We start from the raw sequence: 23,234 nt of genomic DNA, 5'->3' as shown, positions 1-23,234 counted from the left end.
GTCGTAAACAGGGAATATTTCTCAGAGTAAGCTCCATTGGAAATATAAAGGGAAGGTTATTAAAAATATGATTTAGGTTAATGAGTAAGAGTCTATCATGATTTTCTTGATAACAAAAGAATTTTATTCCCCCTTATCGTTGGCATGGATATTGCATATATAAAAAGGCGAGTAAATAAAGGTAATTGAAACGGAAAGGGGAAGCTGGATGATTAAAAAAATAGCCATTATCGGTTCAGGTGTAATGGGAAGTGGAATCGCTCAGTCTTTTGCAGTTAGCGGGTATTTCGTCACCATTAACGATATTAAGGAAGAGTTGCTACACCGTGCCCAAAATCGAATTTCTGAGAATCTATCATTGCTCATCGAGGAAGGGGTTTTGACTGATCAGGAAAAGCAAGTAGCTTTAGCCCATATTACATATAGCGTGGATTTGGAAGGGGCAGTAAGAGATGCTGATTTTATCATTGAGGCCATTCCGGAAGTCATCGAGCTGAAGTTGAATCTATATGAGCAAATGGAGGAAATAATCAAACCGGATGCCATTGTTGCCTCCAATACATCGACCTTTCCAATTTCTCAATTGATGGAGAAGGCATCGTTTGCGGACCGAATGATCATCACGCATTTCTTTAATCCTGGCCATTTGGTTCCATTGGTTGAAATTGTTAAGCATGACGAAACAAAGCCGGAAATCGTAAAGACAACAATGGATTTGATGCGTAAAATCGGCAAGTCTCCGATTCTCTTGAAAAAAGAAATAGCAGGATTCATTGCCAATCGTCTCCAGACTGCCTTGATGCGGGAAGCCTTTTATCTATTAAAAGAGGGCGTTGCCAATGCTGAGGATATCGATACAGCGATAACGGCTGGACCAGGTTTTCGATGGGCATTCACCGGACCGATCGAGATTGCTGACTTTGGCGGTCTGGACACTTGGCAGCGTGTTTTCGATAATGTTTCACCGGCATTGGATCAGAGTAAGGAAGCCCCTGATTTGATTAGTGATTTGGTGGCCGAGGGAAAGCTTGGGACGAAGTCGGGAGAAGGGATTTTTACGTATGAAGAATCTACCGTTTCCCAGAAAATCAATGAGCGGGACCGTAATTTTATTAAACTGGGAAAATTAAAAATGGAGAAGGAGGAAGTGTTATGAGAGAAGTAGTGATTGTAGGGGCAGCAAGAACACCAGTTGGTGCGTTTGGAGGCAGTCTTGCCAATGTTTCAGCGGTCGACTTGGGAGTCGTGGCAGCTAAGGAAGCGATTAAGCGGGCAAATATCTCGGCTGATTTGATCGATGAAGTATTGGTTGGGAATATTCTCTCTGCTGGATTAGGGCAAAATGTGGCACGTCAGGTTGCGATTCATGCAGGGATTCCGGAAACAACGCCGGCCATGGCCATTAATAAACTTTGCGGATCTGGCCTTCGTACAGTCATAATGGGAGCGCAATTCATTGCCCTTGGAGATGCTGATGTGATTCTTGCCGGGGGTATCGAAAGCATGAGCAATGCTCCGTATTTACTTCCAAATTATCGTTTTGGGCAGAAAATGGGTAATGCCGAAGCGGTGGATTCAATGACTTATGACGCCTTAACGGATGTATTTAATCAATATCATATGGGTGTGACTGCAGAGAATATTGCCGAGCAATGGGAAATCAGCCGTGAAAAGCAGGATGAATTTGCTTTAGATAGTCAAATGAAGGCTGAAAAGGCGCAGCTTGAAGGACGATTTGCAGATGAAATCGTACCTGTTGAATATAAACGCAGAGGAAAGACGATCTTGGTGGACCAAGATGAACACCCGCGTCATGGGCTGACGATAGAACAACTTACGAAGCTGCGTCCTGCTTTTAAGGAAAATGGAACGGTTACGGCAGGAAATGCATCCGGAATCAATGATGGGGGTGCGATGTTGGTCCTGATGTCTAGAGAAAAAGCAGACGAGCTGGGATTGGAAGCATTAGCGACAATCAAGTCATATGCAAACGCCGCGCTTGATCCGAAAATCATGGGATACGGTCCAGTTCCTGCTACAAGGAAAGCTTTGGCAAAAGCGGGATTGACAATAGAAGATATTGATTTGATGGAAGTGAATGAAGCCTTTGCGGCACAGTCACTCGCCGTGCTTAAGGACCTTGAACTGAAGCCGGAGAAAGTGAATGTGAATGGAGGGGCGATTGCCCTGGGTCATCCGGTAGGCGCTTCCGGTGCCCGCATCTTAGTGACTTTATTGTATGAAATGAAGCTTAGAGATGCAAAAACCGGCCTTGCCACCTTATGTATCGGTGGCGGGCAAGGAACTGCGCTGATTGTGGAGCGGTAATGACTTGGCCTCATTTTCCTATGATATAATGGAGGAAACTTCAGACGGGTTAAGGAGAATAGGAATGGTCAGCGATAATAAAACTATTCAATTGGAATTAGTGAAAGCGATATTGGAAGAATTGCCTTTTGGTGTTTTGGTGACGAAAAACGAAAAAGAAATCGTTCTAAGCAATCGCGTATTATCTGAGGCTTTTGCTGAGAATCAATTTGAGATGCAAATAAAATTGATTTTAGAAAAAAACCTTGTACCAGCTGTAAATACTCCGATCCGCTTGAATGATAATAATGGGATTGTCAGAAAAGCCATCATTCAAATGGGTGATGAGGAGTATCAGATTTACCTCCTATTGTTTACAAATAATAAAAGTGATTTTCTTAATATCGATAATCATGAAGAACTTCTGTTTAAGGATATTATCGAGTTTGCCTATGACGGCTTGGTGATGGTTGATACGGAAGGGTATGTCCAAATGCTGAGCCACGCTTATGCGGATTTTCTTGGGGTCGATCAGGAAAGCTCGATAGGGAAACATGTAACGGAGGTCATTGAAAACACCCGTATGCATGTGGTCGCCAAAACTGGCAAGCAAGAGGTCGCTGAATTACAAAAAATTAAAGATAATTATATTATTGCGACCCGCTCCCCGATACGGAAACAAGATAAATTAATAGGAGCGGTCGGAAAGATCCTTTTTAAGAATGTCGGGCAATTTACCGCTCTTTCCAAGCGGATAAATTCACTTGAAGTAGAGCTGAAAAAGTACAAAGGCGATTTTCGCGAGAGAAATAAGGCCTCATATACGTTTGATCATTTGATGGGAAGAAGTCCTGCTTTCATGGAAGTGAAAGGTCAAGCCAAAATTGCAGCTAAAAGCGACTCGAATGTGTTGATTTTGGGCGAAAGCGGAACAGGTAAGGAGCTGTTTGCCCATTCCATTCATAATGATAGCAGACGGGCCATGGGCGTGTTTGTCAAAGTGAACTGTGCCGCCATCCCGGCAGAGCTGCTGGAGTCAGAGCTTTTTGGTTATGAAGAGGGTTCTTTCACTGGTGCAAAAAAAGGCGGAAAAGCAGGTAAGTTCGAAGCGGCTGAAGGCGGAACGATTTTTCTCGATGAAATCGGTGAGCTGCCACTGCATATGCAGGTGAAGCTGCTCCGTGTTTTACAAGAAAAAGAGATTGAGAGAGTAGGTTCTACGGGAAGTATTCCGATTGATGTACGGGTAATCGCTGCAACGAACCGTAATCTGGAGGAAATGGTCTCGAAAGGGGAATTCCGGCTTGATATGTATTACCGGTTGAAGGTCTTGCAAATCCAGGTTCCTTCCTTAAGGGAGCGACCGGAGGACATTGAAATACTGGGAAATCATTTTGTTGAAAAGTATCAGAACCTTATGAAAAAACGCGTAATGGGAATGAGTGATCAAGCATTACGGCTGCTTCGTCTTTATAAATGGCCGGGGAATATTCGTGAGTTGGAGAATATCATTGAACGCGCAATGAATATTGTTGAAGAAGGGGAAATGATACGTTCCAAGCATCTCCCTAAAGAAATAACGGGTCATAAAGAATCAGTATCGATCCGTACCTTAGCTGAAGTAATGGATGAAACGGAACGGGCTGCAATCGTTTCATGCTTGGAAATGACCTCAGGCAATAAATCAGAAACGGCAAAGAGACTCGGAGTTAGTCGAACAACGCTGTATGAAAAAATGAATAAATATGGTTTATGAATGCAGAAAGTGCCCTTTAGCCCAAGGGCACTTTTTTTATACTTTTTAACACCAATTAAGAATAGATACACATTTGTGCATATTTTTCACTAGCAAATATTTGCGTGTGTTAGGAAATCCGTACATAAAACGAAAGAAAATTTGAAAGTTGTAAGAAAAGTCTTACACTTTTTTAAAGTTTATATTTAGGTGTACTGAAACCTTGACAGTTTTAAGGGACTTTAGCTCTTAAAAGGGAAATAAACTGTTGGAAAAGGCTTTAAAGATGAGATTTTTCATTGCATTAAAGTTGGCACAATAATTGCATAATTACTTAGTGAATGGCCTATCTGTCATTTTATACTGTTTTTTCACGTAAAATGAAAAGGGATTTCGTAATTCAGCAAATTGTTGAAAGCGTTCTCAAAAATTGGAAGATCATTCAGCCTGACTTGGGGAAGGCAGGCTTGGATGGTAAAAGCGGAAAGATTAAAAATGTGGAATTTAGGAGATTAATAGTTCTATTTAAATGCCGCCGAAACAATTTTGGGGCAAGGGGAGAAAAGGGGGAATTGAGTTGGTGATTCAAATTTTAGCCATTGTTGTGGCGCTGGGACTTTTAATCTTTTTAGCCTACCGGGGCTATCCGGTCATTATCATAGCGCCGGTTGTTACTTTACTGGCGGTCATCTTATCCGGTGGACACTTGCTGCCGAGTTACACAGAGACATATATGACGTTTGCGGCTAACTATATAAAAGCGTTTTTCCCGATATTTTTATTAGGGGCCGTATTTGGAAAAGTCATGGAGATAAGCGGTGCAGCTGCATCCATCGCCAAGACCATCGTAAAATCACTAGGCTCAAAGCAGGCCATTCTTGCTGTAGTGCTGGCGTGTTCGGCGCTGACATATGGCGGGGTTTCATTGTTTGTAGTGGCATTCGCCGTTTATCCATTCGCAGCGGCAATTTTTAAAGAAGCAGACATTCCAAAAAGATTATTGCCGGGAACGATTGCATTAGGCGCTTTCACTTATACGATGGATGCCCTTCCTGGAACACCTCAGATTCAAAATATCATTCCAACGAATTATTTCGGAACAGATACGTATGCAGCTCCAGTAATGGGGATTATTGGCGCGATCATGGTATTTACAGGAGGAATGATCTGGTTAGAGCGTCGCCGTAAACAAGCGTTGGCAAATGGTGAAGGATACGGGGAAGGACATATTAATGAGCCAGAAAGTGCAGAACAGCAAAACCTGCCTAACTTTTGGCTGTCCATCGTACCGCTCATCCTTGTCGTAGCATTTAATTTTGCTTTCAGCCGCAGTGCCATTTCGGTTAAGCACTGGTATGATGCATCGATGTTGAAGGAAACTTTCAACATTGCAGATGTAAGCACTGTCACTTCATCCTGGTCTTTGATTGTGGCACTGACAATCGGTATCATTGCAGCGATGCTTCTGAATGTTGGACGCATCAAGGTCAAATTGGCAAGTGGATTAACAGCTGCGGCAATGGGATCATTGCTAGCGATATTCAATACCGCTTCTGAAGTTGGTTTTGGGAATGTTGTGAAAACGCTACCTGGATTCTCGGTCATTCAAAACTGGGTGTTCAATGCAAGCGGTAATCCACTTGTATCCGAAGCTATTGCCGTCAATGTGCTGGCAGGGATTACCGGATCTGCATCTGGTGGACTTTCGATTGCGTTGGAAGTAATGGGAGGTCACTATTTGCAGGTGGCCCAAAGTGTCGGAATCACCCCGGAAATGCTTCATCGAATTGCATCCATGGCATCTGGCGGAATGGATACACTGCCGCATAATGGTGCCGTCATTACCTTACTTGCCATTACTGGACTGACACATCGTCAATCTTACAAGGATATCTTTGCGATTACGATTTTGAAAACAGTGACCGTGTTCATCATAGCTTTTGCAACTTCACTGTTTATTTAATAGAATAGTATTTAGAATGGAGATGATGGAAAATGAGTAAAATATTAACATCTTTTGATAGCGCTATTCAACAAATCGAGGATGGAGCAACCATTATCGTAGGCGGGTTCGGATTAAGCGGAATTCCAGAAAAACTGATCATTGCTTTGCGTAACAAAGGTGTAAAGGATTTGACGATTGTCAGCAATAATTGCGGTGTCGATGACTGGGGTCTGGGGCTATTGCTTGAAAACAAACAGATCAAAAAAATGATCGCTTCTTATGTAGGGGAAAATAAGTTATTTGAACAGCAATTTTTAAGCGGCGAGCTGGAGGTCGAGCTAGTTCCCCAAGGAACGCTGGCCGAGCGTTTAAGAGCGGGCGGAGCGGGAATTCCTGCCTTTTATACAGCTACAGGAGTAGGAACGGAAGTCGCAAATGGTAAAGAACATAAAGAGTTTGATGGCCGCACATACATTATGGAAAAAGGAATAGTCGGAGATTTTGCCTTTGTAAAAGCCTGGAAAGCAGATCATTTCGGTAATCTTGTATATCGTAAAACGGCAAGGAATTTTAACCCTGTCGTTGCCACCGCAGGGAAAGTCACGCTTGTCGAAGTGGAGGAGCTTGTGGGCACAGGGGAGCTCGATCCGGATGAAATTCATACTTCAGGAGTTTATGTACAGAAAGTGCTTGTAGGGAATGACTATGAAAAACGAATTGAAAGACTTACAACTGCTAACGCATAAAAAAGGAGGAGTATCGAATGACTAGACAACTAATCTTAGAACGGGCCGTTAAAGAAATCCAAGACGGTATGTGTGTAAATTTAGGGATTGGAATGCCGACCTTGATTGCCAACATGATCCCGAATGACTTTAATGTCATGCTTCAATCGGAAAATGGCTTACTGGGAATCGGCCCTTATCCACAAAAGGATGAAGTCGATCCGGATTTGATCAATGCAGGAAAAGAAACAGTAACCGCAAAAGCAGGGGCATCATTTTTTGATAGCGCTGAATCGTTTGCAATGATTCGCGGCGGCCACATCGATCTAGCCATTTTAGGCGGGATGGAAGTTTCCGAAAATGGGGACTTGGCAAACTGGATGATTCCAGGGAAGATGGTAAAAGGAATGGGAGGAGCGATGGACCTCGTCCAAGGCGCAAAACGTATTGTTGTCATCATGGACCATGTGAACAAGCATGGGGAATCCAAAGTGAAAAAAAGCTGTACATTGCCATTGACGGGAGAAAAAGTCGTCCATTGCCTGATTACCGAACTGGCTGTTTTTCAATTTACAGAAGCTGGCATGGAATTGATTGAACTGCAAAATGGCGTAACACTTGATGAAGTGAAAAGCAAAACAGAGGCCGACTTTACAGTTAGCCCCTCTATTGAAATTAAAGCGTAAGTTAAAGAGAAAAATAAAATAATACATTATTAGACTGCTTTCATTCGCAAACGGGCGAACGGAAGCAGTCTAATTTTTTTTGTGGAATTCCCTATCAATAATGAAGGAACGAAAGGCCTTTTAACCTCAGTTATCAATACTTGGCAGACAGTCGGCGGAAAGGGAGGGGATTTCTGAATCAGCAGGAACGTTTGTTAAATAAATAACATATCACTTCTATTCTCTAATACATGAGAACAAACTTTTCCAACTCTGCTACTTTTCCTTTAAAAAGGCTTATATAAACTTTGATGGGAACTTAAAAGGAGGGATGACAGTGAAAGTAGCATTACGGACATTATTGGAGCAATCAGTGAAAAAGATGGGCAAAGGGATGAATCCTGTTGTGAAGGCATCAGCATTGGAAATGGTGGAACGTGCTTATAATGAAGGAATCACTGTACAGATAAGTGCAGGTTATCGCTCTTTGGAAGAACAAGCCAACCTTTATGGTCAAGGACGAGTTTACAGCTACAAAGGAAAAAACTATAGTAATCTAGCTAAACCCATTGTGACGAACGCTAAGCCAGGGCAATCCTATCATAATTATGGACTGGCTATTGACTTCTTCATTGTGAGTGATGATGGCAGGAGGGCGATATGGACAGTTAATTCAAAATGGCAGCGAGTGGCTGCCATAGGTAAGGGTTTAGGATTTAAATGGGGCGGGGATTGGAGTTCATTCAAGGATTACCCCCACTTGGAGATGACAGGCGGGTTATCTTATACACAGTTACAAACAGGAAAAGAACCCGGCCTTACTTTCAAATTAGAAAAAAGGAAAATGCAGAAAACCGGCAAAGGAGAATATCCTATCATTTCGATTCAAAAAACGTTAAATAGCCGATATGAAACGAATATTGAGTGTGATGGGTTTTATGGTCCCAAAACTCGAAAGGCCCTTATAATAGGTTTACAAACGGAATTGAATAAGCAATTCAATAAAAAGCTTGTTGTCGATGGAAAATGGGGGCCTAAAACGAAGAATGCAACCGTCACAATAAAAAAAGGAGCTAGCTGCAATATCACATGGATCCTGCAAGCAGCGTTATATATGGAAGGGTTTAACCCCGGTACTCTTGACGGAGAATTCGGGGAAAAAACCGAGGCGGCATTATTCAAATACCAAAAAGCAAGCAAGATTTCTGCTGATAAGCTTGCAGGCAAAGTAACATGGAATGAATTGTTTGCTTGATGGAAATCCGATTCACTCAAATAGTAATGATGGATTGTAAAGTTCTTAATATTCCTTTGGAGTACGTACCTGTCGCTATTTTAGTATGAGCTTCCTTCGCTTCTTGAGTTGCATTCCCTACAAGGTAACCATGTTTAACACTTTTTAACATGAGCAGATCATTGCCGCTATCCCCGAAAGCAAAGGCATGCTCCCGACTCAGCCCGAATTTGTCTAGCATAAAACGGACAATCTCGTTTTTTCCAGTGCCTAATGGAATGAAGTCTATATCATAACTATCTTCAGGATCGCCGGCAAGGGGATTGCAACGATTGATATTTACCCCTATCCCGTACTCTTTGGCCACCCTCTGGATGGTGGCTAAATTCTTCTTGTCGACAGATTCATGTTGTATTTGATAATAATAATTCCTTTTGTAGCGTGAACTTCCCATTTGAGTCTGAGGAATCAATGGTATATTGCCGTTAAGTAGAACATTATAAATTTCATCGATTTTCCTCTTATTAAATTCTTCGTTATTAATCTGTGAATGCCAATCTGGATCACTTTCCAAAAAGTTATTTTCCGAGAAATAGGTGATTTCGGTACCTAAGTCACTTGCAATAAAATGGGGGAAAAATCTGAATCCACCATGTTCCATTTTATGTAATATTGATTCGGTACTACTCCCAGTGACCCAGCCAAAGACAAGTTTTTCATCCATGCTTTTTGCTTCTAAGTAATTTTCAAGTTCATATACATCTTCCTGTCTCTCGTGACTCATGGAATGAGGATAATAGGTTTCATCGAAATCACAGAATACAATGTATTTTGGGTCTTCAACCTTTGGCAATAACTGAAACCCGCCCTTTTTATTCAATAACATAACAATCCCTCCAAATATAACTTTTTAAAAATACAACTCAGAAAAATTTTGTTAATATATTAGCAACGGTTTAATCATAACTTCTGAAATCGATAACATGTCAACCACATATTACAAGGATGGGATTAAATGACGAGAATTAGTGAGATAGCCAAGATATGTAATGTCTCTAAAACAACGGTATCCAGAGTCTTAAATAATCATCCATATGTATCAAATGAAAAAAGGGAACAAATCTTAAAGGTCATGGAAGAGCTTGATTATGCACCAAGTTCACTAGCCCGGAATTTTAGGTCAAATAAAACCCAAACCATTGCAATATCAGTCCCAAGTTTCGATCATCCATTCTTTGCCCAATTGGTTAAAGGAGTATCTCTGGCAGCCTTGGAAAATGATTATAAAGTTCTTATTTTTCAAACCTTTTATGATGCGAAAAATGAATTAGATGTTATGGGGAAATTAAAGAATAGAGAAGTAGAGGGTGTTATTTTAGGAGCGTTAGAAAATGAATGGAATGTAATCAAGCCTTATTTGAAATACGGCCCAATTTTACTGTGTAATGAATACCATCATTCCGCTTCTATACCGATTATCGGATATGACGAATTCGAAGCGACATACAAAGCTGTTAATCATTTAATAGAAAAAGGCCATAGGAAAATAGGTTTTTGCTACGATACTTCTTATAGTCAGGCACAGGGTCAAAGAAAAGAGGGGTTTATAAAAGCGTTAGCGGATAATGATTTATTACATAATGACGATTGGATATTTGGACATGGATTTAATATTGAAGATGGATTCCGTATTTGTGATGAAATAGTCAAATTAAAAGAAAAACCTACTGCCTTATTTACTGGAAATGACCAGGTAGCAGCAGGAATTATTAAAAAGGCAACTGCGTTGGGCTATAAAATACCGGAATGCCTGGCTATAGTTGGTTATGATAATCAATCTATTTGCCAAGTCACAACCCCTACCATAACCACAATCGATATACCGATTATGGAACTAGGACAACGCACTGTAATAGAATTGATAAAATACTTAAATGAAGATTTGAAATTAAAGCGCGACATTATTAAATTGCCTACCAAACTTAAAATCAGAGAATCAACCTAACATTCATAAAGATATAAAAGCTTCTTATTCAGTTTATTATCCTTTCAGACAGACACTAAAGAAATTCTGTAATTCGTCCTACCCCGGGAATAATCTGACCACCCCCCAGAATAATTCGACTTTCCCGGGAAATAATTCACCTAAACCCAACATAATTCGACTTACCACGGTATGATCCTTCCTATACACAAATCCACTATTCATCTATAGAATTCATTCAAGTTCCAGGCACCAATCATTGCATTTCATAAAGCTCCCTGGCGGGTATTCGAATTCACATTCGGATATGAGATTGAAGCCGAGCTTGCGGCAAATTGCGTTTGATGCAGGATTAGTGATCGAAGGGAATGCGTGAATGTATTTGTAATTTCGTTCGGCTTTGATTTTCTCCATCAGTGCCTTCACGGCATGAGATGCGATTCCTTTTCCTTGAAAGGAAGGGAGGACGCTCCAACCGATTTCGTACACAAATTCATCGTTCCACACTTTCTGCCAGTAGCCAACGGAACCGGCTGCCTTTGCCTCTGGAAACGGGGTGATGCTAAACATGCATCCCTTATCTCCAATCTGTAGATACCGCTGATGACGCTTCAGGATTTGTTCATTACTTTCTGGTCCGCCAAGATGTTCCATCATTTCTGGGGCATTAAGTTGAAATAGTAATTGAAGGTCTTTATCTTCCCACGGTTTAATTTCTAATCTAGTTTCCGAAATCTGACTCACCCCTAAATTTTATATATTTTCTCTTATAATTTTCTTGGCTTAATTCCTTTATTTGACCTTATTATTCTATTGCCTTTGTGCTGAAGTTTGATTTTAATAAGAATAAAGAGATGAATGTTTCCCATTAAATGCTATAATTTACAGGTGATTCTATCAAATGACAGAGAACGGAGATGAAGAAATGAAATCTTCAGTAAATCAGTTTTCCACTCAATTTGAATGGATATTGAATGTGATCAATGTGGGTGTCCATATTGTGAATAAAGATGGGGATACGGTTTTTTACAATGAAATGATGGCGCATATCGACGGGCTGGATCGGGAGCAAGTGCTGGGGGAGAATATTTTTCAGCTTTATCCTTCATTGACTGATGAATCCAGTACGCTGCATGTAGCATTGGAAAAAGGCAATGAAACGATTGAGTCGATTCAAACATATGTCAATTTAAAGGAGAAAAAAATAACGTCGATCAATAGTACGTATCCTTTATATGAGGATGGTGAAATTATTGGGGCAGTGGAAATCGCTAAGGATATTACGAAGGTCATGAATATGTATGACCAAATTGTCGATTTGCGTTCCCAGCTGGCCGAGACCCATAGGAAAAATAAGTTCTCTGAAGGGTCGGCGACCTATCATTTTAGTGATTTGATCGGTAATAGCCCTGCTTTTCAGCAAGCGATTTCATTGGCTAAAAAAGCGGCCCGTACACATTCCCCAGTCATGATTTATGGACCAACAGGGACAGGGAAGGAACTGGTCGCGCAAAGTATACATAATGTAAGTGCTCAGCGAAATCAGCCTTTCATCGCGCAAAACTGTGCGGCCGTTCCAAAGGAATTGATGGAGGGGCTGCTGTTCGGCACGACGAAAGGGGCTTTTACCGGAGCGATGGATCGCATGGGCATTTTTGAGCAGGCAAATGGCGGTACTCTTTTCCTTGATGAGCTCAATAGCCTCGACCTCGGTCTGCAGGCAAAATTGCTGCGGGTGCTTCAGGAAGGTGAAGTGCGCCGTGTTGGAGGTTCGAAGGAGCAAAAGATTAATGTGAAAATCATTGCTGCGATGAACATTTCTCCAGAAGAGGCGTTGGAGCGGGAAATCATTCGTTCGGATTTGTTTTTTCGCCTCAATGTCGTAACGATCCAGATGCCTTCTCTTTCCGAGCGTAAAACGGATATTCCGGAAATCGTCAATCACTTTATTCAAAAATTCAACAAATCATTTTTTACGGAAGTGCGCGGGATCAGTCAAAAGGCGATGCAGAGGCTTCTTCAATATCCATGGCCCGGGAACATTCGTGAACTGGGACATGCCATCGAGTTAACCTTTAACGTCATGGACGCTGGGGAAGATATGATTGATGAACATCATCTTCCTGCTTATCTTTTCCCTTCAGGAAATTATGCTGCAGCAAATGCGCAGAGCCAGCCTTCCCCATTGAAAAACAGGATTGATTTACCTGTCGTTCTTGAAGAAATGGAAAGGGAAATGATCATCAATATGTTCGAGAAATATAACGGGAATATCAGCAAAACGGCAGAAGCCCTCAATATTAAAAGGCAGGGACTGCAATATAAGTTAAACAAGTACGGCATTGAAAAAGTTTATACGGCAGGGTCGAAGGATTCAAAGTGAATGCAGGTTTTTTGCAAACGCTGCCACTTTCTTGATCATGTTGTAACCTGAAGAGGGCTCTTTTGTATAGAGACCCTCTTTTTTTGATTTTTTGCTTGGCGCAAAGAATCTGGCTGCAAAAAATTATGCGTATTGAAAAATTTCTTGCGATTTTAAGCTCGATTTGTCCCTTTTTGCTTATGTTTTCCATGTTATTCATGTTGGCATCATTCTTGCGAGAGTATATATATAAGTTCTAAGAATAAAGGGGGCATTTTAAATGAATTTGATGGGATTGGATGTAAAACATAAAGAATACCTAGGTGGACGCAGGCATTATAATGATATCGAATTGTGGAAGGATGTAACGGAAGAGCAGTGGAATGATTGGCTCTGGCAATTGACCAATACGATTAAAACACTGGATGATTTGAAAAAGGTCGTCAACCTGACACCTGAAGAAGAAGAAGGAGTCCGGATTTCGACTCAAACGATTCCGTTGAACATTACGCCTTATTATGCTTCTTTGATGAATCCCGATGATCCTCGCTGTCCGATTCGTTTACAGTCGGTACCGCTTTCGGCAGAAATGAACAAGACTAGATATGATTTGGAGGATCCGCTGCATGAGGATGAGGATTCCCCTGTTCCAGGATTGACGCATCGATATCCGGATCGCGTTCTATTCCTTGTAACGAACCAATGCTCCATGTACTGCAGATATTGTACTCGACGCCGTTTCTCAGGTCAGGTTGGCATGGGTGTTCCCAAGAAGCAGCTTGACGGGGCGATTGAATATATCCGGAACACTCCGGAAGTGAGGGACGTGCTGATCTCTGGCGGAGACGGCCTGCTGATCAATGATAAGATCCTTGAATACGTATTGAGTAACCTACGTGCCATCCCGCATGTGGAAATCATTCGGATCGGCACACGTGCACCGGTCGTTTTCCCGCAGAGGATTACAGAAAATTTATGTAATATTCTGAAAAAGTATCATCCGGTTTGGTTGAATACACATTTCAATCATTCGCTTGAACTGACGGATGAAGCGAAAAAAGCATGTGATATGCTGTCGATGGCAGGCGTACCGCTTGGTAATCAGGCAGTCATCCTGGCTGGAATCAACGATAGTGTACATATCATGAAAAAGCTTATGCATGACTGTGTAAAAGCAAGGGTAAGACCTTATTACATTTATCAATGTGATCTATCTGAAGGGATTGGCCATTTCCGGGCGCCGGTTTCAAAAGGACTTGAAATCATTGAAGCGCTGCGCGGCCATACATCAGGATATGCAGTGCCTACCTTTGTGGTGGATGCTCCTGGCGGAGGCGGAAAGATTGCCTTGACTCCGAATTACCTTCTTTCGCAAAGTCCGGATAAAGTCGTTTTACGGAACTTTGAAGGAGTTATCACAAGCTATCCGGAGCCGAAGAATTATGTTGCCGGCAGTGCAGATGCTTACTTTGATGAAGTGTATGGTACTGCGGATAGGAAAGAAGCCGTCGGGATTTCCGCTCTCATGACGGACGAGAAATTCAACTTGGTGCCAGAAGGCCTTCGTCGTCTTGACAAGAGAAAAGCGTATGAAGTCACTGAGGAACATGCTTCATTGAAGGATCGCCGTGATAAACGGGATGAAATGAAGGAAAAATTAAGGTTGGCACAAGAAAAAAAGAATGCCTTGGCCGCCAGCGGCTCGGTGAAATCTGAAGGCAAGGAGGAATGAAGATGGATTGCTTGTGGTGCAACGCCCCAAACGTGGAAGAAAGTGAAAAGAAGGATTGTTACTGGATCATGCCTGACGGGAAACGCTCAATAAAAGTCCTTCAAGTTCCGGCCGTGAACTGTCCTGAGTGTGGAATCTATGTGTCCGATTCGATGAATCAAAAGGTGGATGAAGCCTTATCTATATATGATGTGAGTGAATATCCTAATGAGTTCACGTATGATCAGCTTCTTCAGGCACCTATCAAAAAATTATTCAATTGGAAATAGAATGCCGGGAGAAGCGGATGATAGGCATCTCTTCTCCCGAATTCTTTAAATAAGGGGGGTACATAATGCCTGTTCAAAAGCTGCCTTTTTTCACCCAAGCGGAGACTGGGGATTGTTATACGATGGAGCTCTATCATGATCATGCCAATCAGCGCTTGCGCATGGATGATTATCGGGGAAATATCAAAAAAGCGATCGATCGGGCCCTTGCCATCGCAAAGGAGCAGGGCTTTACAAAAGTGATACTTAAAGCAAGGAATGAAGATTTATCGGCGGCGTTAGGTCAAGGATTCATGCTGGAAGGAATATTGAGCAAGTATTTCAAAGGGAATGATGCCTATTGCATGGCCTTCTATTTAACGGATGAAAGGCGGACAAGCGACTTTTGGGTCAAGGAAGATATAGTCATCCAAGATGTAACCACGGTTCCTAGACCGAATGCATCTCAGCAAATACCTGACGGTTATATCCTCCGGTCTGCTACGGAGAAAGATGCACAAGAGCTGGCGAAGCTATATGGTGCCATTTTTGAAACCTATCCTACACCGATGAATGATGAGCGATATATCAAGAAAGTGATGGAGGAAGGGACGATCTTTAGTGTTATCGAATTTGAAGGAACCATCGTGAGTGCTGCATCCGCTGAAGTGAATGAGATGTATCATAATGCTGAAATAACGGACTGTGCAACAATTCCCCAGCATCGAAAGCATGGTTTCATGAAGGTGCTCATCTCCGCATTGGAACAAGAATTGTTCAGGAAAAACATTTATTGCTCTTATTCATTAGCGCGATCATTGTCAATGGGCATGAACGCAGTCTTTCATCAGCTGGGGTATGAATATGGAGGCAGGTTAACGAAGAATTGCAATATTTGGGATAAGTATGAGGATATGAATATTTGGGGTAAAGATTTATCCGTCAAGTAGGAGGATTGTTTCTATGGCTAAATACACATGGGTTGATAAAGAAACCTGTATTGCGTGCGGGGCATGCGGTGCAACAGGTCCTGAGATTTATGACTATGACGATCAAGGGATCGCTTTCGTCATCCTGGACGATAATCAGGGGATTGCCGAAGTTCCTGAAATCCTGCATGATGACATGCAAGATGCCATGGAAGGCTGCCCTACGGAATCCATCCTGATTCAGGATGAGCCTTTTAGTCTTTTAAGAACGTAATAGATTAATAGATAATATGTACGAACGTTAAAAGGAGAGATGAAATGGAACGAAATCATTTGATTAAACCTACTTTAGATCAGGACTATCCCACTATCTCTCATGGGAATGGAATTTATCTTTATGATACAGATGGAAAACAGTATATAGACGGCTCATCAGGTGCGGTCACGGCAAGTATTGGACATGGTGTAATGGACGTTGTCGATGCAATGACGGAGCAGGCCCGCAAGGTTTCTTTTGCATATAGGTCTCATTTTACGAGCGGAGCCGCAGAGGCATTGGCCAAAAAGCTAAGTGAGCTGGCTCCAGGGGATTTGAATTGGTCATTTTTTGTGAATAGTGGATCGGAAGCGACTGAAACGGCAATGAAGATCGCAATTCAACATTGGCAAGAAAAAGGGTTTGAGCGAAAAAATCGCATAATCTCCAGGTGGACGAGTTATCACGGGATCACGATGGGCGCTTTATCGATGTCAGGCCATGTACCAAGAAGAAAACGTTTTGTGCCGCTATTGGAGGATTTTCCTAGCATATCTGCTCCCTACTGCTATCGCTGTCCTCATAATAACGAAACTTCAGGATGCAAGCTTAAGTGTGCAGACGAACTGGAGACAGCGATTCAAAGGGTCGGCTCCGAAAATGTCGCAGCCTTCATCGCAGAACCGATAATCGGGGCATCCGCTGGTGCTGTAACACCGCCGGATGGCTACTATCAAAGGATTAAGGAAATCTGCGAAACCTATGACATTCTCTTTATCGCCGATGAGGTAATGACGGGAATCGGCCGGACAGGAAAAATGTTCGCAATGGAACACTGGGGAGTCACCCCGGATATCATCGCATTGGGTAAAGGAATGAGCGCCGGGTATACTCCAATCGCAGCCACGATGATTACTGACCGTGTCATGGAGCCCATTTTAAAAGGCTCGAAATCTATCATGGCTGGACACACATATAGTGCAAACCCTCTATCTGCAGCCGTTTCATTGGAAGTGCTTTCCTACATTGAGCGCAATGACCTGGTTCGCGCAGCGGAAGAGAAAGGCCAATATCTGTTTAAGAAGCTTCAAGGCTTGGCCGAGAAATTCGACATCATCGGTGATGTAAGAGGGAAAGGGCTTCTCCTTGGACTTGAGTTTGTCTCAGATCGGGTATCAAAAACGCCATTCGACTTGCAAATCGGCCTGACTCCAAGGCTTGTCAATAAGGCTTTTGCGAAGGGGTTGATAATCTATCCTGCTGCAGGTGCGATTGAAGGAATCGCTGGTGATGCGGTTATCATATCTCCGCCATTAATCATTACGAATGAAGAAATCGATCGCCTCGTCAAGATACTGGAAGCTTCCCTCGAAGAGTTGCAGCAAGAATTGCACGCGGAAGGTTTGATTGAAGACATGCAGGCTATTTAGGAGGAACGGTATGAAGCAGGTCATTACGAAGAAAAACAAAATTGTGACCATGGAAGAAGCGCTGGAGCATATTTCCGATGGATGCACACTCATGTATGGCGGATTTGGAGGAGTGGGGACTCCTCCGACGCTTGTACAGGGTATCCTTGACAAGGGCGTTAAGGAATTGACCTTGATTGGCAATGATACTGGATTCCCTGATATCGGCATTGGCCGGCTTGTGACTGCTGAAAGGGCAAAGAAAGTGATTGCCTCGCATATCGGATCCAATCCTAATGCCGGCAAGCTCATGACTGAAGGAAAGCTGCAAGTCGAATTTTCACCGCAGGGTACATTAGCCGAACGGATTCGTGCCGGCGGTGTAGGCTTAGGCGGGATTTTTGTCGATGTCGGGATTGGTACGATAGCCGAAGAAGGCAAGGACAAGATTGTGATAGAAGGAAAAGAATATTTGGTGGAAACCGCTTTGACGGCTGAGGTCAGCATCGTCCATGCCAAAAAGGCCGACTCACTTGGGAATTTAGTGTACGACAAGACTGCATGTAATTTCAATCCGCTGGTCGCGATGGCTGGAGCCTTCACGATTGCTGAAGTGGACGAAATCGTTCCTGCAGGCGAATTGGATCCGGAATGTATTGCCACACCAGGCATTTATGTAGATATGGTGATTCCGACAAAAGGGGTGAATTGGAAATGGGCATGGCAGTAGATGTACGAAATCGCATCGCGAAACGCGCCGCCAAGGAAATCCATGATGGACTGATCGTCAATTTAGGCATCGGCATCCCTACCTTGGTGGCAGATCATATTCCTCAAGATATCTCTGTGCTGTTCCATGCGGAAAATGGAGTTCTCGGTACCGGTCCAAGTCCTGATCCCGGGAAAGAGGATCCTGCCCTCTGTAATGCGGGAGGTTTCCCGATCACCACTGTACCGGGAGCTTCTTACTTTGACAGTGCAACGGCATTTGGAATGATCAGGAAAGGATACATCGACATCACCATACTTGGAGCCCTGGAAGTCAGTGAAAAAGGGGATTTGGCGAATTGGATCGTCCCAGGAAAGCGGGTGCCGGGGATGGGCGGGGCAATGGAGCTGGCCCAGAAAGCCAAAAAGGTGATCGTCCTGATGAATCACGTGAATAAGCAGGGTGAATCGAAGATCTTGAAGACATGTACGCTTCCATTGACGGCAAAGCAGAGTGTGGATTTAATCATTACGGAAATGGCAGTCATGGAAGTTACATCGGAAGGATTGGTGCTGAAGGAAGTCATGACGCCATATACCGTGGATGATGTGATAAGGAATACAGAGGCAACATTGAAAATCCATGCTGCCGTTAACACCATTGAATAGGTAAGAGGAGGAAAAAAGCTTGAATGAGGTTGTCATCGTTGCTGGGGCGCGAACTGCAGTTGGATCCTTTGGAAAATCACTCAGGAATGTTAAAGCTACCGAATTGGGCCGTCAAGTATTGGAAGGTTTAATGGAGAATTCCGGTTTGGGTAAAGAAAAAGTCAATGAAGTGATTTTCGGACACGGCTATGTCCACGGAGGCGGACTTAACTCGGCACGAATTTCGTCGCAGCTGGCATGTTTCCCACACAATGTCCCAGGACACGTTGTAATCAAAGCATGTGGATCAGGTTTAAAGGCCATTACCAACGCCGCTTTAACTATCGCTGCTGGTCAAGAAGACGTCATTATTGCCGGCGGAGTGGAGAGCATGAGCAATGTGCCTTATATAGTGAAAAATAGATGGGGCGGTAAATTTGGAAACTTAACGATGGAGGATGCTCTGCTGGCAGATGGATTAATATGTTCCTTGGAAAATGATCATATGGGAATCACTGCCGAGCGATTGGCTGAAAAATATGGTATCCGTCGTGAAGAACAGGATAAATTTGCTTATCAAAGCCACAAGAAGGCTTGGAAAGCTATAGAAGAGGGTCGCTTTAATAGAGAAATTATTTCGCTTAAAATCAAGGGTCGAAAAGGACTTCAAATCTTCAACCATGACGAAGGGGTACGCGAGGACATTCATCTAGATCAACTAGCCAGTCTTCAGGCAGTATTCAAAAATGAAGGAACCATTACGGCAGGAAATGCCTGTCCTATGAATGATGGGGCTGCAGCTGTACTTTTAATGTCCAAGCAGCAAGCAGAAGAAAAGGGATTAAAACCGCTCTTGAAAATAAAGGCTTTTGCCAGTGCAGGAGTTGAACCTGGAGTTATGGGGATTGGACCAGTACCCGCTACTCGAAAGGCATTGGAAAAAGCAGGTCTATCGTTAGGGGATATCGGACTGATTGAACTTAATGAAGCCTTTGCTGCCCAAGCACTTGCAGTGATCAAGGAGTTAGATTTGAATCCGGATATTGTCAATGTCAATGGGGGGGCAATTGCACTTGGTCACCCTGTAGGAGCAACAGGTGCAAAATTGACAGTCACACTGATGCATGAAATGTTGCGTTCACAAGTTAAGTACGGAATGGTAACGTTGTGTATGGCAGGCGGAATGGGACTTTCAGTAATCTATGAGAATATGTGTAATGAAGGAGGATAAACGTGCCGGATATAAAAAAACGGATAAACCAATGGATCAAGGATCATCGGGAAGAAGGAACGAACCTATTGCAAAAAATGGTACAAGCCCCGAGTACGCAAGGAAATGAAGCGGGAGCACAGGCCATCGTCGCCCAAAAGCTGCAGGAAATGGGTTTGCAAATCGATAGTTGGGAACCTGACGGCGGCGAGCTGAAAAAGCATTCTTATTTTTATTCTCCGCGCAGTGAATTTTCCAACAGCCCCAATGTGGTAGGTATCATGAAAGGGACTGGAGGCGGACGTTCCATCATCTTGAACGGACACATCGATGTGGTTCCGGACGGAGACCGGGATCAGTGGGACGACGACCCATATAGCGGAGCGATCAAGAATGGAAGGATGTTTGGACGCGGCGTAACCGATATGAAGGGTGGAAATGTATCGCTGATCCTGGCGATGCAGGCATTGAAGGAAAATGGCATCCAATTAAAGGGAGATGTCATTTTTCAAAGTGTGATTGAAGAAGAAAGCGGCGGGGCCGGAACATTAGCGGCAGTCCTGAGAGGATATAAAGCCGATGCCGCCCTGATCCCTGAACCGACGAATATGAGAATCTTCCCGAAACAGCAGGGTTCGATGTGGTTCCGAATCCATGTTAAAGGACGGTCAGCCCATGGCGGAACAAGGTATGAAGGCGTTAGTGCGATTGAAAAAAGCATGACCGTCATCAATCATATTCGTGCCTTGGAAGAAAAGCGAAATGCACGTATCAGTGATCCGCTTTATCAGAACACGCCCATTCCGATTCCAATCAATCTAGGTGTCATTGAAGGCGGTAATTGGCCGTCATCCGTTCCCGACCTTGTGAAAATTGAAGGAAGGATGGGCGTTGCGCCGGAGGAAACGATGGAGCAGGCGAAAGACGAAATGGCTGCCTGGTTATTGCAGCTGGGGGAAGCGGACCAATGGTTCAATCAAAATCCGCCCGTATTGGAATGGTTCGGGGCACGCTGGGTTCCAGGGTCAATTGATGTAGAGCATGAACTGATGAATGCACTTGTTCATCAATATCGGCAGGTTGCCGGACAGGACCCGGTCATTGAAGCCTCCCCTTGGGGAACGGACGGGGGATTGCTGACACATGTCGGTGAAACGCCAGCAATCGTTTTCGGACCAGGAGTAACCGAGGTTGCCCACTATCCAAATGAATATATCCTGCTCGACAACGTGTTCTCCACAGCCGAAATCATTGCGCTTACTCTAATTCAATGGTGTGGAATGGAGACTGAGCAGGATGGGGTCACCCAGTCCGGGAATAGGGAGACGATACCAGGCAATGGCAATTAAACTGGATAGTATCCCAGCAAGTAAAGCGAAAAGCGGTTATTAAAAAAACTTTTTACTATTTCTTGAACTTTTAACTTTAAAAGAAAATGAGGTAGGAACCATATGGACATGAATCTCATTGATAATCAAGAACCGACAGTTAAAAGGCAACTGAAAGCAAGGCATATGACCATGATTGCCATCGGCGGTTCAATAGGAACCGGATTATTCCTGGCAAGCGGGGCAACCATCCAGAGTGCAGGGCCCGGTGGTGCCCTCGCTGCATATGCCTGCATTGGAATCATGGTTTATTTCCTGATGACGAGCTTAGGGGAAATGGCGACATATATGCCTGTGTCGGGATCATTTTCCACCTACGCCACACGCTTTGTTGATCCCGCATTCGGCTTTGCACTTGGCTGGAATTATTGGTTTAACTGGGCAGTAACCCTTGCTGTGGAAATAGCTGCAGCAGCCATCATCATGAAATTTTGGCTCCCTGATGTACCCAGCCTTATATGGAGCGCATTGTTTCTTGGAATCGTCTTCACCCTCAACGCCCTATCCATTAAAAGCTATGGTGAATCTGAATATTGGTTTGCACTAATAAAAGTCGTCGCCATCATTTGCTTTATCATTATTGGTTTATTGACCATATTGGGGGTTTTTGGCGGAAAGGTGATCGGATTTGAAAACTTCACCATGGATGAGGCACCATTCAAGGGAGGATTTTTATCGATCATCTCAATCTTTCTAATCGCGGGATTTTCTTTTCAAGGCACAGAACTGGTTGGTATTGCTGCCGGAGAAAGTGAAGAACCCGAAAAAAATGTTCCGAATGCGATCCGCCAAGTATTTTGGCGCATCCTCTTATTTTACATCGGGGCCATCCTGATACTCGGTCTCTTAATACCTTATACGAGTCCAAGTTTGTTGAACGGAGATGTCGAAAACATTTCTGTAAGCCCTTTCACACTAGTCTTTGAACGGGCAGGACTGGCATTTGCGGCATCAGTCATGAATGCTGTCGTGTTAACCTCCTTACTATCTGCAGGGAACTCGGGGCTATATGCATCAACGCGGATGTTATGGTCGATGGCAAAAGATAAACAAGCTCCCAAATTCCTGGCCAAAGTCAACCGCAGGGGAATCCCGATGAATGCTTTGATCATCACGTCCTTAATTGGAGGACTCGCCTTCTTGACCTCCATTTTCGGGGACCATGTATTTACATGGCTATTGAATGCATCCGGGCTGACTGGCTTCATCGCCTGGATTGGAATCGCCATAAGCCATTATCGCTTTAGACGTGCCTATGTTGCACAAGGTGGTGACCTAAACGAATTGAAATATAAAGCAAAATGGTTTCCATTCGGTCCGATTCTTTCATTCGCCCTGTGCATGCTCGTCATTGCAGGACAGAATTATGAAGCATTCCTAAGCGGCAGCATCGACTGGTATGGCGTCGCTGTCTCCTATATCGGATTGCCGATATTCCTGGTAGTCTGGTTAGGATACAAGTTTTATCACAAGACCAAATTAATATCATTAAAAGATTGTCAATTCGATAAATCAGATGTGGCTTGATACCAATGGAAAAAACCTGAGACCCCTTTGGGGACTCAGGTTTTTTATGGGGATTTGTATCGAAATCCATGTATATCTGCAAAAATCCGGTTATATCTGCGAAAAACGGAAAATATCTCCGAAAATCCAGGTATATCTCCGAAAATAGGAATATATCTTCGAAAATCCAGTTATATCTCCGAAAATAGGAATATATCTCCGAAAATCCAGTTATATCTCCGA

General features: G+C 43.3%; 21 protein-coding genes. 19 read left to right on the top strand and 2 right to left on the bottom strand.

What is annotated here, in order from left to right; genetic code table 11:
• Positions 1–208 precede the first annotated feature (208 nt).
• The 7 genes from ACYP5M_RS11870 to ACYP5M_RS11840 all read left to right on the top strand — a co-directional run bounded on the left by ACYP5M_RS11870 (position 209) and on the right by ACYP5M_RS11840 (position 8,632).
• Positions 209–1,156, top strand: coding sequence for a 3-hydroxyacyl-CoA dehydrogenase family protein (locus ACYP5M_RS11870; RefSeq protein ID WP_459735075.1), 948 nt, complete (start codon positions 209–211; stop codon positions 1,154–1,156).
• A complete protein-coding gene (locus ACYP5M_RS11865) occupies positions 1,153–2,328 on the top strand; it encodes an acetyl-CoA C-acetyltransferase (protein ID WP_452444486.1) in 1,176 nt (391 codons plus the stop codon). The genes ACYP5M_RS11870 and ACYP5M_RS11865 overlap by 4 nt, the downstream gene beginning before the upstream one ends.
• A 64-nt stretch (positions 2,329–2,392) precedes the next feature.
• Positions 2,393–4,063, top strand: a complete 1,671-nt coding sequence (locus tag ACYP5M_RS11860; protein WP_230178211.1) for a sigma-54 interaction domain-containing protein — start codon at positions 2,393–2,395, stop codon at positions 4,061–4,063.
• 556 nt (positions 4,064–4,619) lie between these two features.
• A complete protein-coding gene (locus ACYP5M_RS11855; protein WP_459735074.1) occupies positions 4,620–6,005 on the top strand; it encodes a GntP family permease in 1,386 nt (461 codons plus the stop codon).
• Between the two features lie 32 nt (positions 6,006–6,037).
• Positions 6,038–6,733, top strand: a complete 696-nt coding sequence (locus ACYP5M_RS11850) for a CoA transferase subunit A (protein ID WP_434167709.1) — start codon at positions 6,038–6,040, stop codon at positions 6,731–6,733.
• A gap of 17 nt (positions 6,734–6,750) precedes the next feature.
• Positions 6,751–7,398 carry a 3-oxoacid CoA-transferase subunit B gene (locus ACYP5M_RS11845; RefSeq protein WP_101223188.1) on the top strand — a complete coding sequence of 216 codons (648 nt, stop codon included), beginning with the start codon at positions 6,751–6,753 and terminating at the stop codon, positions 7,396–7,398.
• A gap of 310 nt (positions 7,399–7,708) precedes the next feature.
• Positions 7,709–8,632, top strand: a complete 924-nt coding sequence (locus tag ACYP5M_RS11840; protein ID WP_452444488.1) for a M15 family metallopeptidase — start codon at positions 7,709–7,711, stop codon at positions 8,630–8,632.
• A 16-nt stretch (positions 8,633–8,648) separates the two neighbouring features.
• Here ACYP5M_RS11840 and ACYP5M_RS11835 read toward each other — a convergent pair whose 3' ends face one another.
• Positions 8,649–9,497, bottom strand: coding sequence for an HAD-IIB family hydrolase (locus tag ACYP5M_RS11835; protein WP_434167707.1), 849 nt, complete (start codon positions 9,495–9,497; stop codon positions 8,649–8,651).
• Positions 9,498–9,626: 129 nt separating this feature from the next.
• Here ACYP5M_RS11835 and ACYP5M_RS11830 point away from each other — a divergent pair, with 129 nt between their 5' ends.
• A complete protein-coding gene (locus ACYP5M_RS11830) occupies positions 9,627–10,616 on the top strand; it encodes a LacI family DNA-binding transcriptional regulator (protein ID WP_434167706.1) in 990 nt (329 codons plus the stop codon).
• A gap of 213 nt (positions 10,617–10,829) precedes the next feature.
• Here ACYP5M_RS11830 and ACYP5M_RS11825 read toward each other — a convergent pair whose 3' ends face one another.
• On the bottom strand, positions 10,830–11,339 hold the full coding sequence (locus tag ACYP5M_RS11825) for a GNAT family N-acetyltransferase (RefSeq protein WP_434167705.1): 510 nt from the start codon (positions 11,337–11,339) through the stop codon (positions 10,830–10,832).
• A 157-nt stretch (positions 11,340–11,496) separates the two neighbouring features.
• Here ACYP5M_RS11825 and ACYP5M_RS11820 point away from each other — a divergent pair, with 157 nt between their 5' ends.
• From ACYP5M_RS11820 to ACYP5M_RS11770, 11 genes are all read left to right on the top strand, one after another.
• A complete protein-coding gene (locus tag ACYP5M_RS11820; RefSeq protein ID WP_434167704.1) occupies positions 11,497–12,978 on the top strand; it encodes a sigma-54 interaction domain-containing protein in 1,482 nt (493 codons plus the stop codon).
• Positions 12,979–13,246: 268 nt separating this feature from the next.
• A complete protein-coding gene (kamA, locus tag ACYP5M_RS11815) occupies positions 13,247–14,689 on the top strand; it encodes a lysine 2,3-aminomutase (RefSeq protein ID WP_434169722.1) in 1,443 nt (480 codons plus the stop codon).
• A gap of 2 nt (positions 14,690–14,691) precedes the next feature.
• The gene (locus ACYP5M_RS11810) at positions 14,692–14,958 is read left to right on the top strand and encodes a YokU family protein (protein ID WP_179891117.1); all 267 of its coding nucleotides are present in this window, start codon (positions 14,692–14,694) and stop codon (positions 14,956–14,958) included.
• 65 nt (positions 14,959–15,023) lie between these two features.
• Positions 15,024–15,887, top strand: coding sequence for a putative beta-lysine N-acetyltransferase (ablB, locus tag ACYP5M_RS11805; RefSeq protein WP_459735073.1), 864 nt, complete (start codon positions 15,024–15,026; stop codon positions 15,885–15,887).
• Positions 15,888–15,900: 13 nt separating this feature from the next.
• Positions 15,901–16,140: a ferredoxin gene (locus tag ACYP5M_RS11800; RefSeq protein WP_434167702.1), complete on the top strand. Its 240-nt coding sequence runs from the start codon at positions 15,901–15,903 to the stop codon at positions 16,138–16,140.
• A 44-nt stretch (positions 16,141–16,184) separates the two neighbouring features.
• Positions 16,185–17,552: an aspartate aminotransferase family protein gene (locus tag ACYP5M_RS11795; protein WP_434167701.1), complete on the top strand. Its 1,368-nt coding sequence runs from the start codon at positions 16,185–16,187 to the stop codon at positions 17,550–17,552.
• A gap of 10 nt (positions 17,553–17,562) precedes the next feature.
• A complete protein-coding gene (locus tag ACYP5M_RS11790) occupies positions 17,563–18,261 on the top strand; it encodes a CoA transferase subunit A (RefSeq protein ID WP_434167700.1) in 699 nt (232 codons plus the stop codon).
• Positions 18,246–18,908, top strand: a complete 663-nt coding sequence (locus ACYP5M_RS11785; RefSeq protein WP_434167699.1) for a 3-oxoacid CoA-transferase subunit B — start codon at positions 18,246–18,248, stop codon at positions 18,906–18,908. Before ACYP5M_RS11790 ends, ACYP5M_RS11785 begins: the two co-directional genes overlap by 16 nt.
• Positions 18,909–18,927: 19 nt before the next feature.
• On the top strand, positions 18,928–20,118 hold the full coding sequence (locus tag ACYP5M_RS11780; RefSeq protein WP_434167698.1) for a thiolase family protein: 1,191 nt from the start codon (positions 18,928–18,930) through the stop codon (positions 20,116–20,118).
• A gap of 2 nt (positions 20,119–20,120) precedes the next feature.
• A complete protein-coding gene (locus ACYP5M_RS11775; RefSeq protein ID WP_434167697.1) occupies positions 20,121–21,446 on the top strand; it encodes a peptidase in 1,326 nt (441 codons plus the stop codon).
• A gap of 102 nt (positions 21,447–21,548) precedes the next feature.
• Complete coding sequence (locus tag ACYP5M_RS11770) at positions 21,549–23,012, top strand: amino acid permease (protein ID WP_402939427.1); 1,464 nt, start codon at positions 21,549–21,551, stop codon at positions 23,010–23,012.
• Positions 23,013–23,234: the final 222 nt, after the last annotated feature.

This window comes from Peribacillus sp. N1 (assembly GCF_054600815.1).
This window is presented reverse-complemented; position numbering and strand designations above follow the sequence as displayed.

What these genes read in the sequence shown, in the direction of transcription:
- ACYP5M_RS11795 (WP_434167701.1), top strand. Translation starts at nt 16,185, where the DNA reads ATGGAACGAAATCATTTGATTAAACCTACTTTAGATCAGGACTATCCC.
- ACYP5M_RS11835 (WP_434167707.1), bottom strand. Translation starts at nt 9,497, where the DNA reads ATGTTATTGAATAAAAAGGGCGGGTTTCAGTTATTGCCAAAGGTTGAA.
- ACYP5M_RS11830 (WP_434167706.1), top strand. Translation starts at nt 9,627, where the DNA reads ATGACGAGAATTAGTGAGATAGCCAAGATATGTAATGTCTCTAAAACA.
- ablB (WP_459735073.1), top strand. Translation starts at nt 15,024, where the DNA reads ATGCCTGTTCAAAAGCTGCCTTTTTTCACCCAAGCGGAGACTGGGGAT.
- ACYP5M_RS11785 (WP_434167699.1), top strand. Translation starts at nt 18,246, where the DNA reads ATGGGCATGGCAGTAGATGTACGAAATCGCATCGCGAAACGCGCCGCC.
- ACYP5M_RS11800 (WP_434167702.1), top strand. Translation starts at nt 15,901, where the DNA reads ATGGCTAAATACACATGGGTTGATAAAGAAACCTGTATTGCGTGCGGG.
- ACYP5M_RS11820 (WP_434167704.1), top strand. Translation starts at nt 11,497, where the DNA reads ATGACAGAGAACGGAGATGAAGAAATGAAATCTTCAGTAAATCAGTTT.
- ACYP5M_RS11865 (WP_452444486.1), top strand. Translation starts at nt 1,153, where the DNA reads ATGAGAGAAGTAGTGATTGTAGGGGCAGCAAGAACACCAGTTGGTGCG.
- ACYP5M_RS11850 (WP_434167709.1), top strand. Translation starts at nt 6,038, where the DNA reads ATGAGTAAAATATTAACATCTTTTGATAGCGCTATTCAACAAATCGAG.
- ACYP5M_RS11840 (WP_452444488.1), top strand. Translation starts at nt 7,709, where the DNA reads ATGACAGTGAAAGTAGCATTACGGACATTATTGGAGCAATCAGTGAAA.
- ACYP5M_RS11845 (WP_101223188.1), top strand. Translation starts at nt 6,751, where the DNA reads ATGACTAGACAACTAATCTTAGAACGGGCCGTTAAAGAAATCCAAGAC.
- ACYP5M_RS11790 (WP_434167700.1), top strand. Translation starts at nt 17,563, where the DNA reads ATGAAGCAGGTCATTACGAAGAAAAACAAAATTGTGACCATGGAAGAA.
- ACYP5M_RS11770 (WP_402939427.1), top strand. Translation starts at nt 21,549, where the DNA reads ATGGACATGAATCTCATTGATAATCAAGAACCGACAGTTAAAAGGCAA.
- ACYP5M_RS11810 (WP_179891117.1), top strand. Translation starts at nt 14,692, where the DNA reads ATGGATTGCTTGTGGTGCAACGCCCCAAACGTGGAAGAAAGTGAAAAG.
- kamA (WP_434169722.1), top strand. Translation starts at nt 13,247, where the DNA reads ATGGGATTGGATGTAAAACATAAAGAATACCTAGGTGGACGCAGGCAT.
- ACYP5M_RS11860 (WP_230178211.1), top strand. Translation starts at nt 2,393, where the DNA reads ATGGTCAGCGATAATAAAACTATTCAATTGGAATTAGTGAAAGCGATA.
- ACYP5M_RS11870 (WP_459735075.1), top strand. Translation starts at nt 209, where the DNA reads ATGATTAAAAAAATAGCCATTATCGGTTCAGGTGTAATGGGAAGTGGA.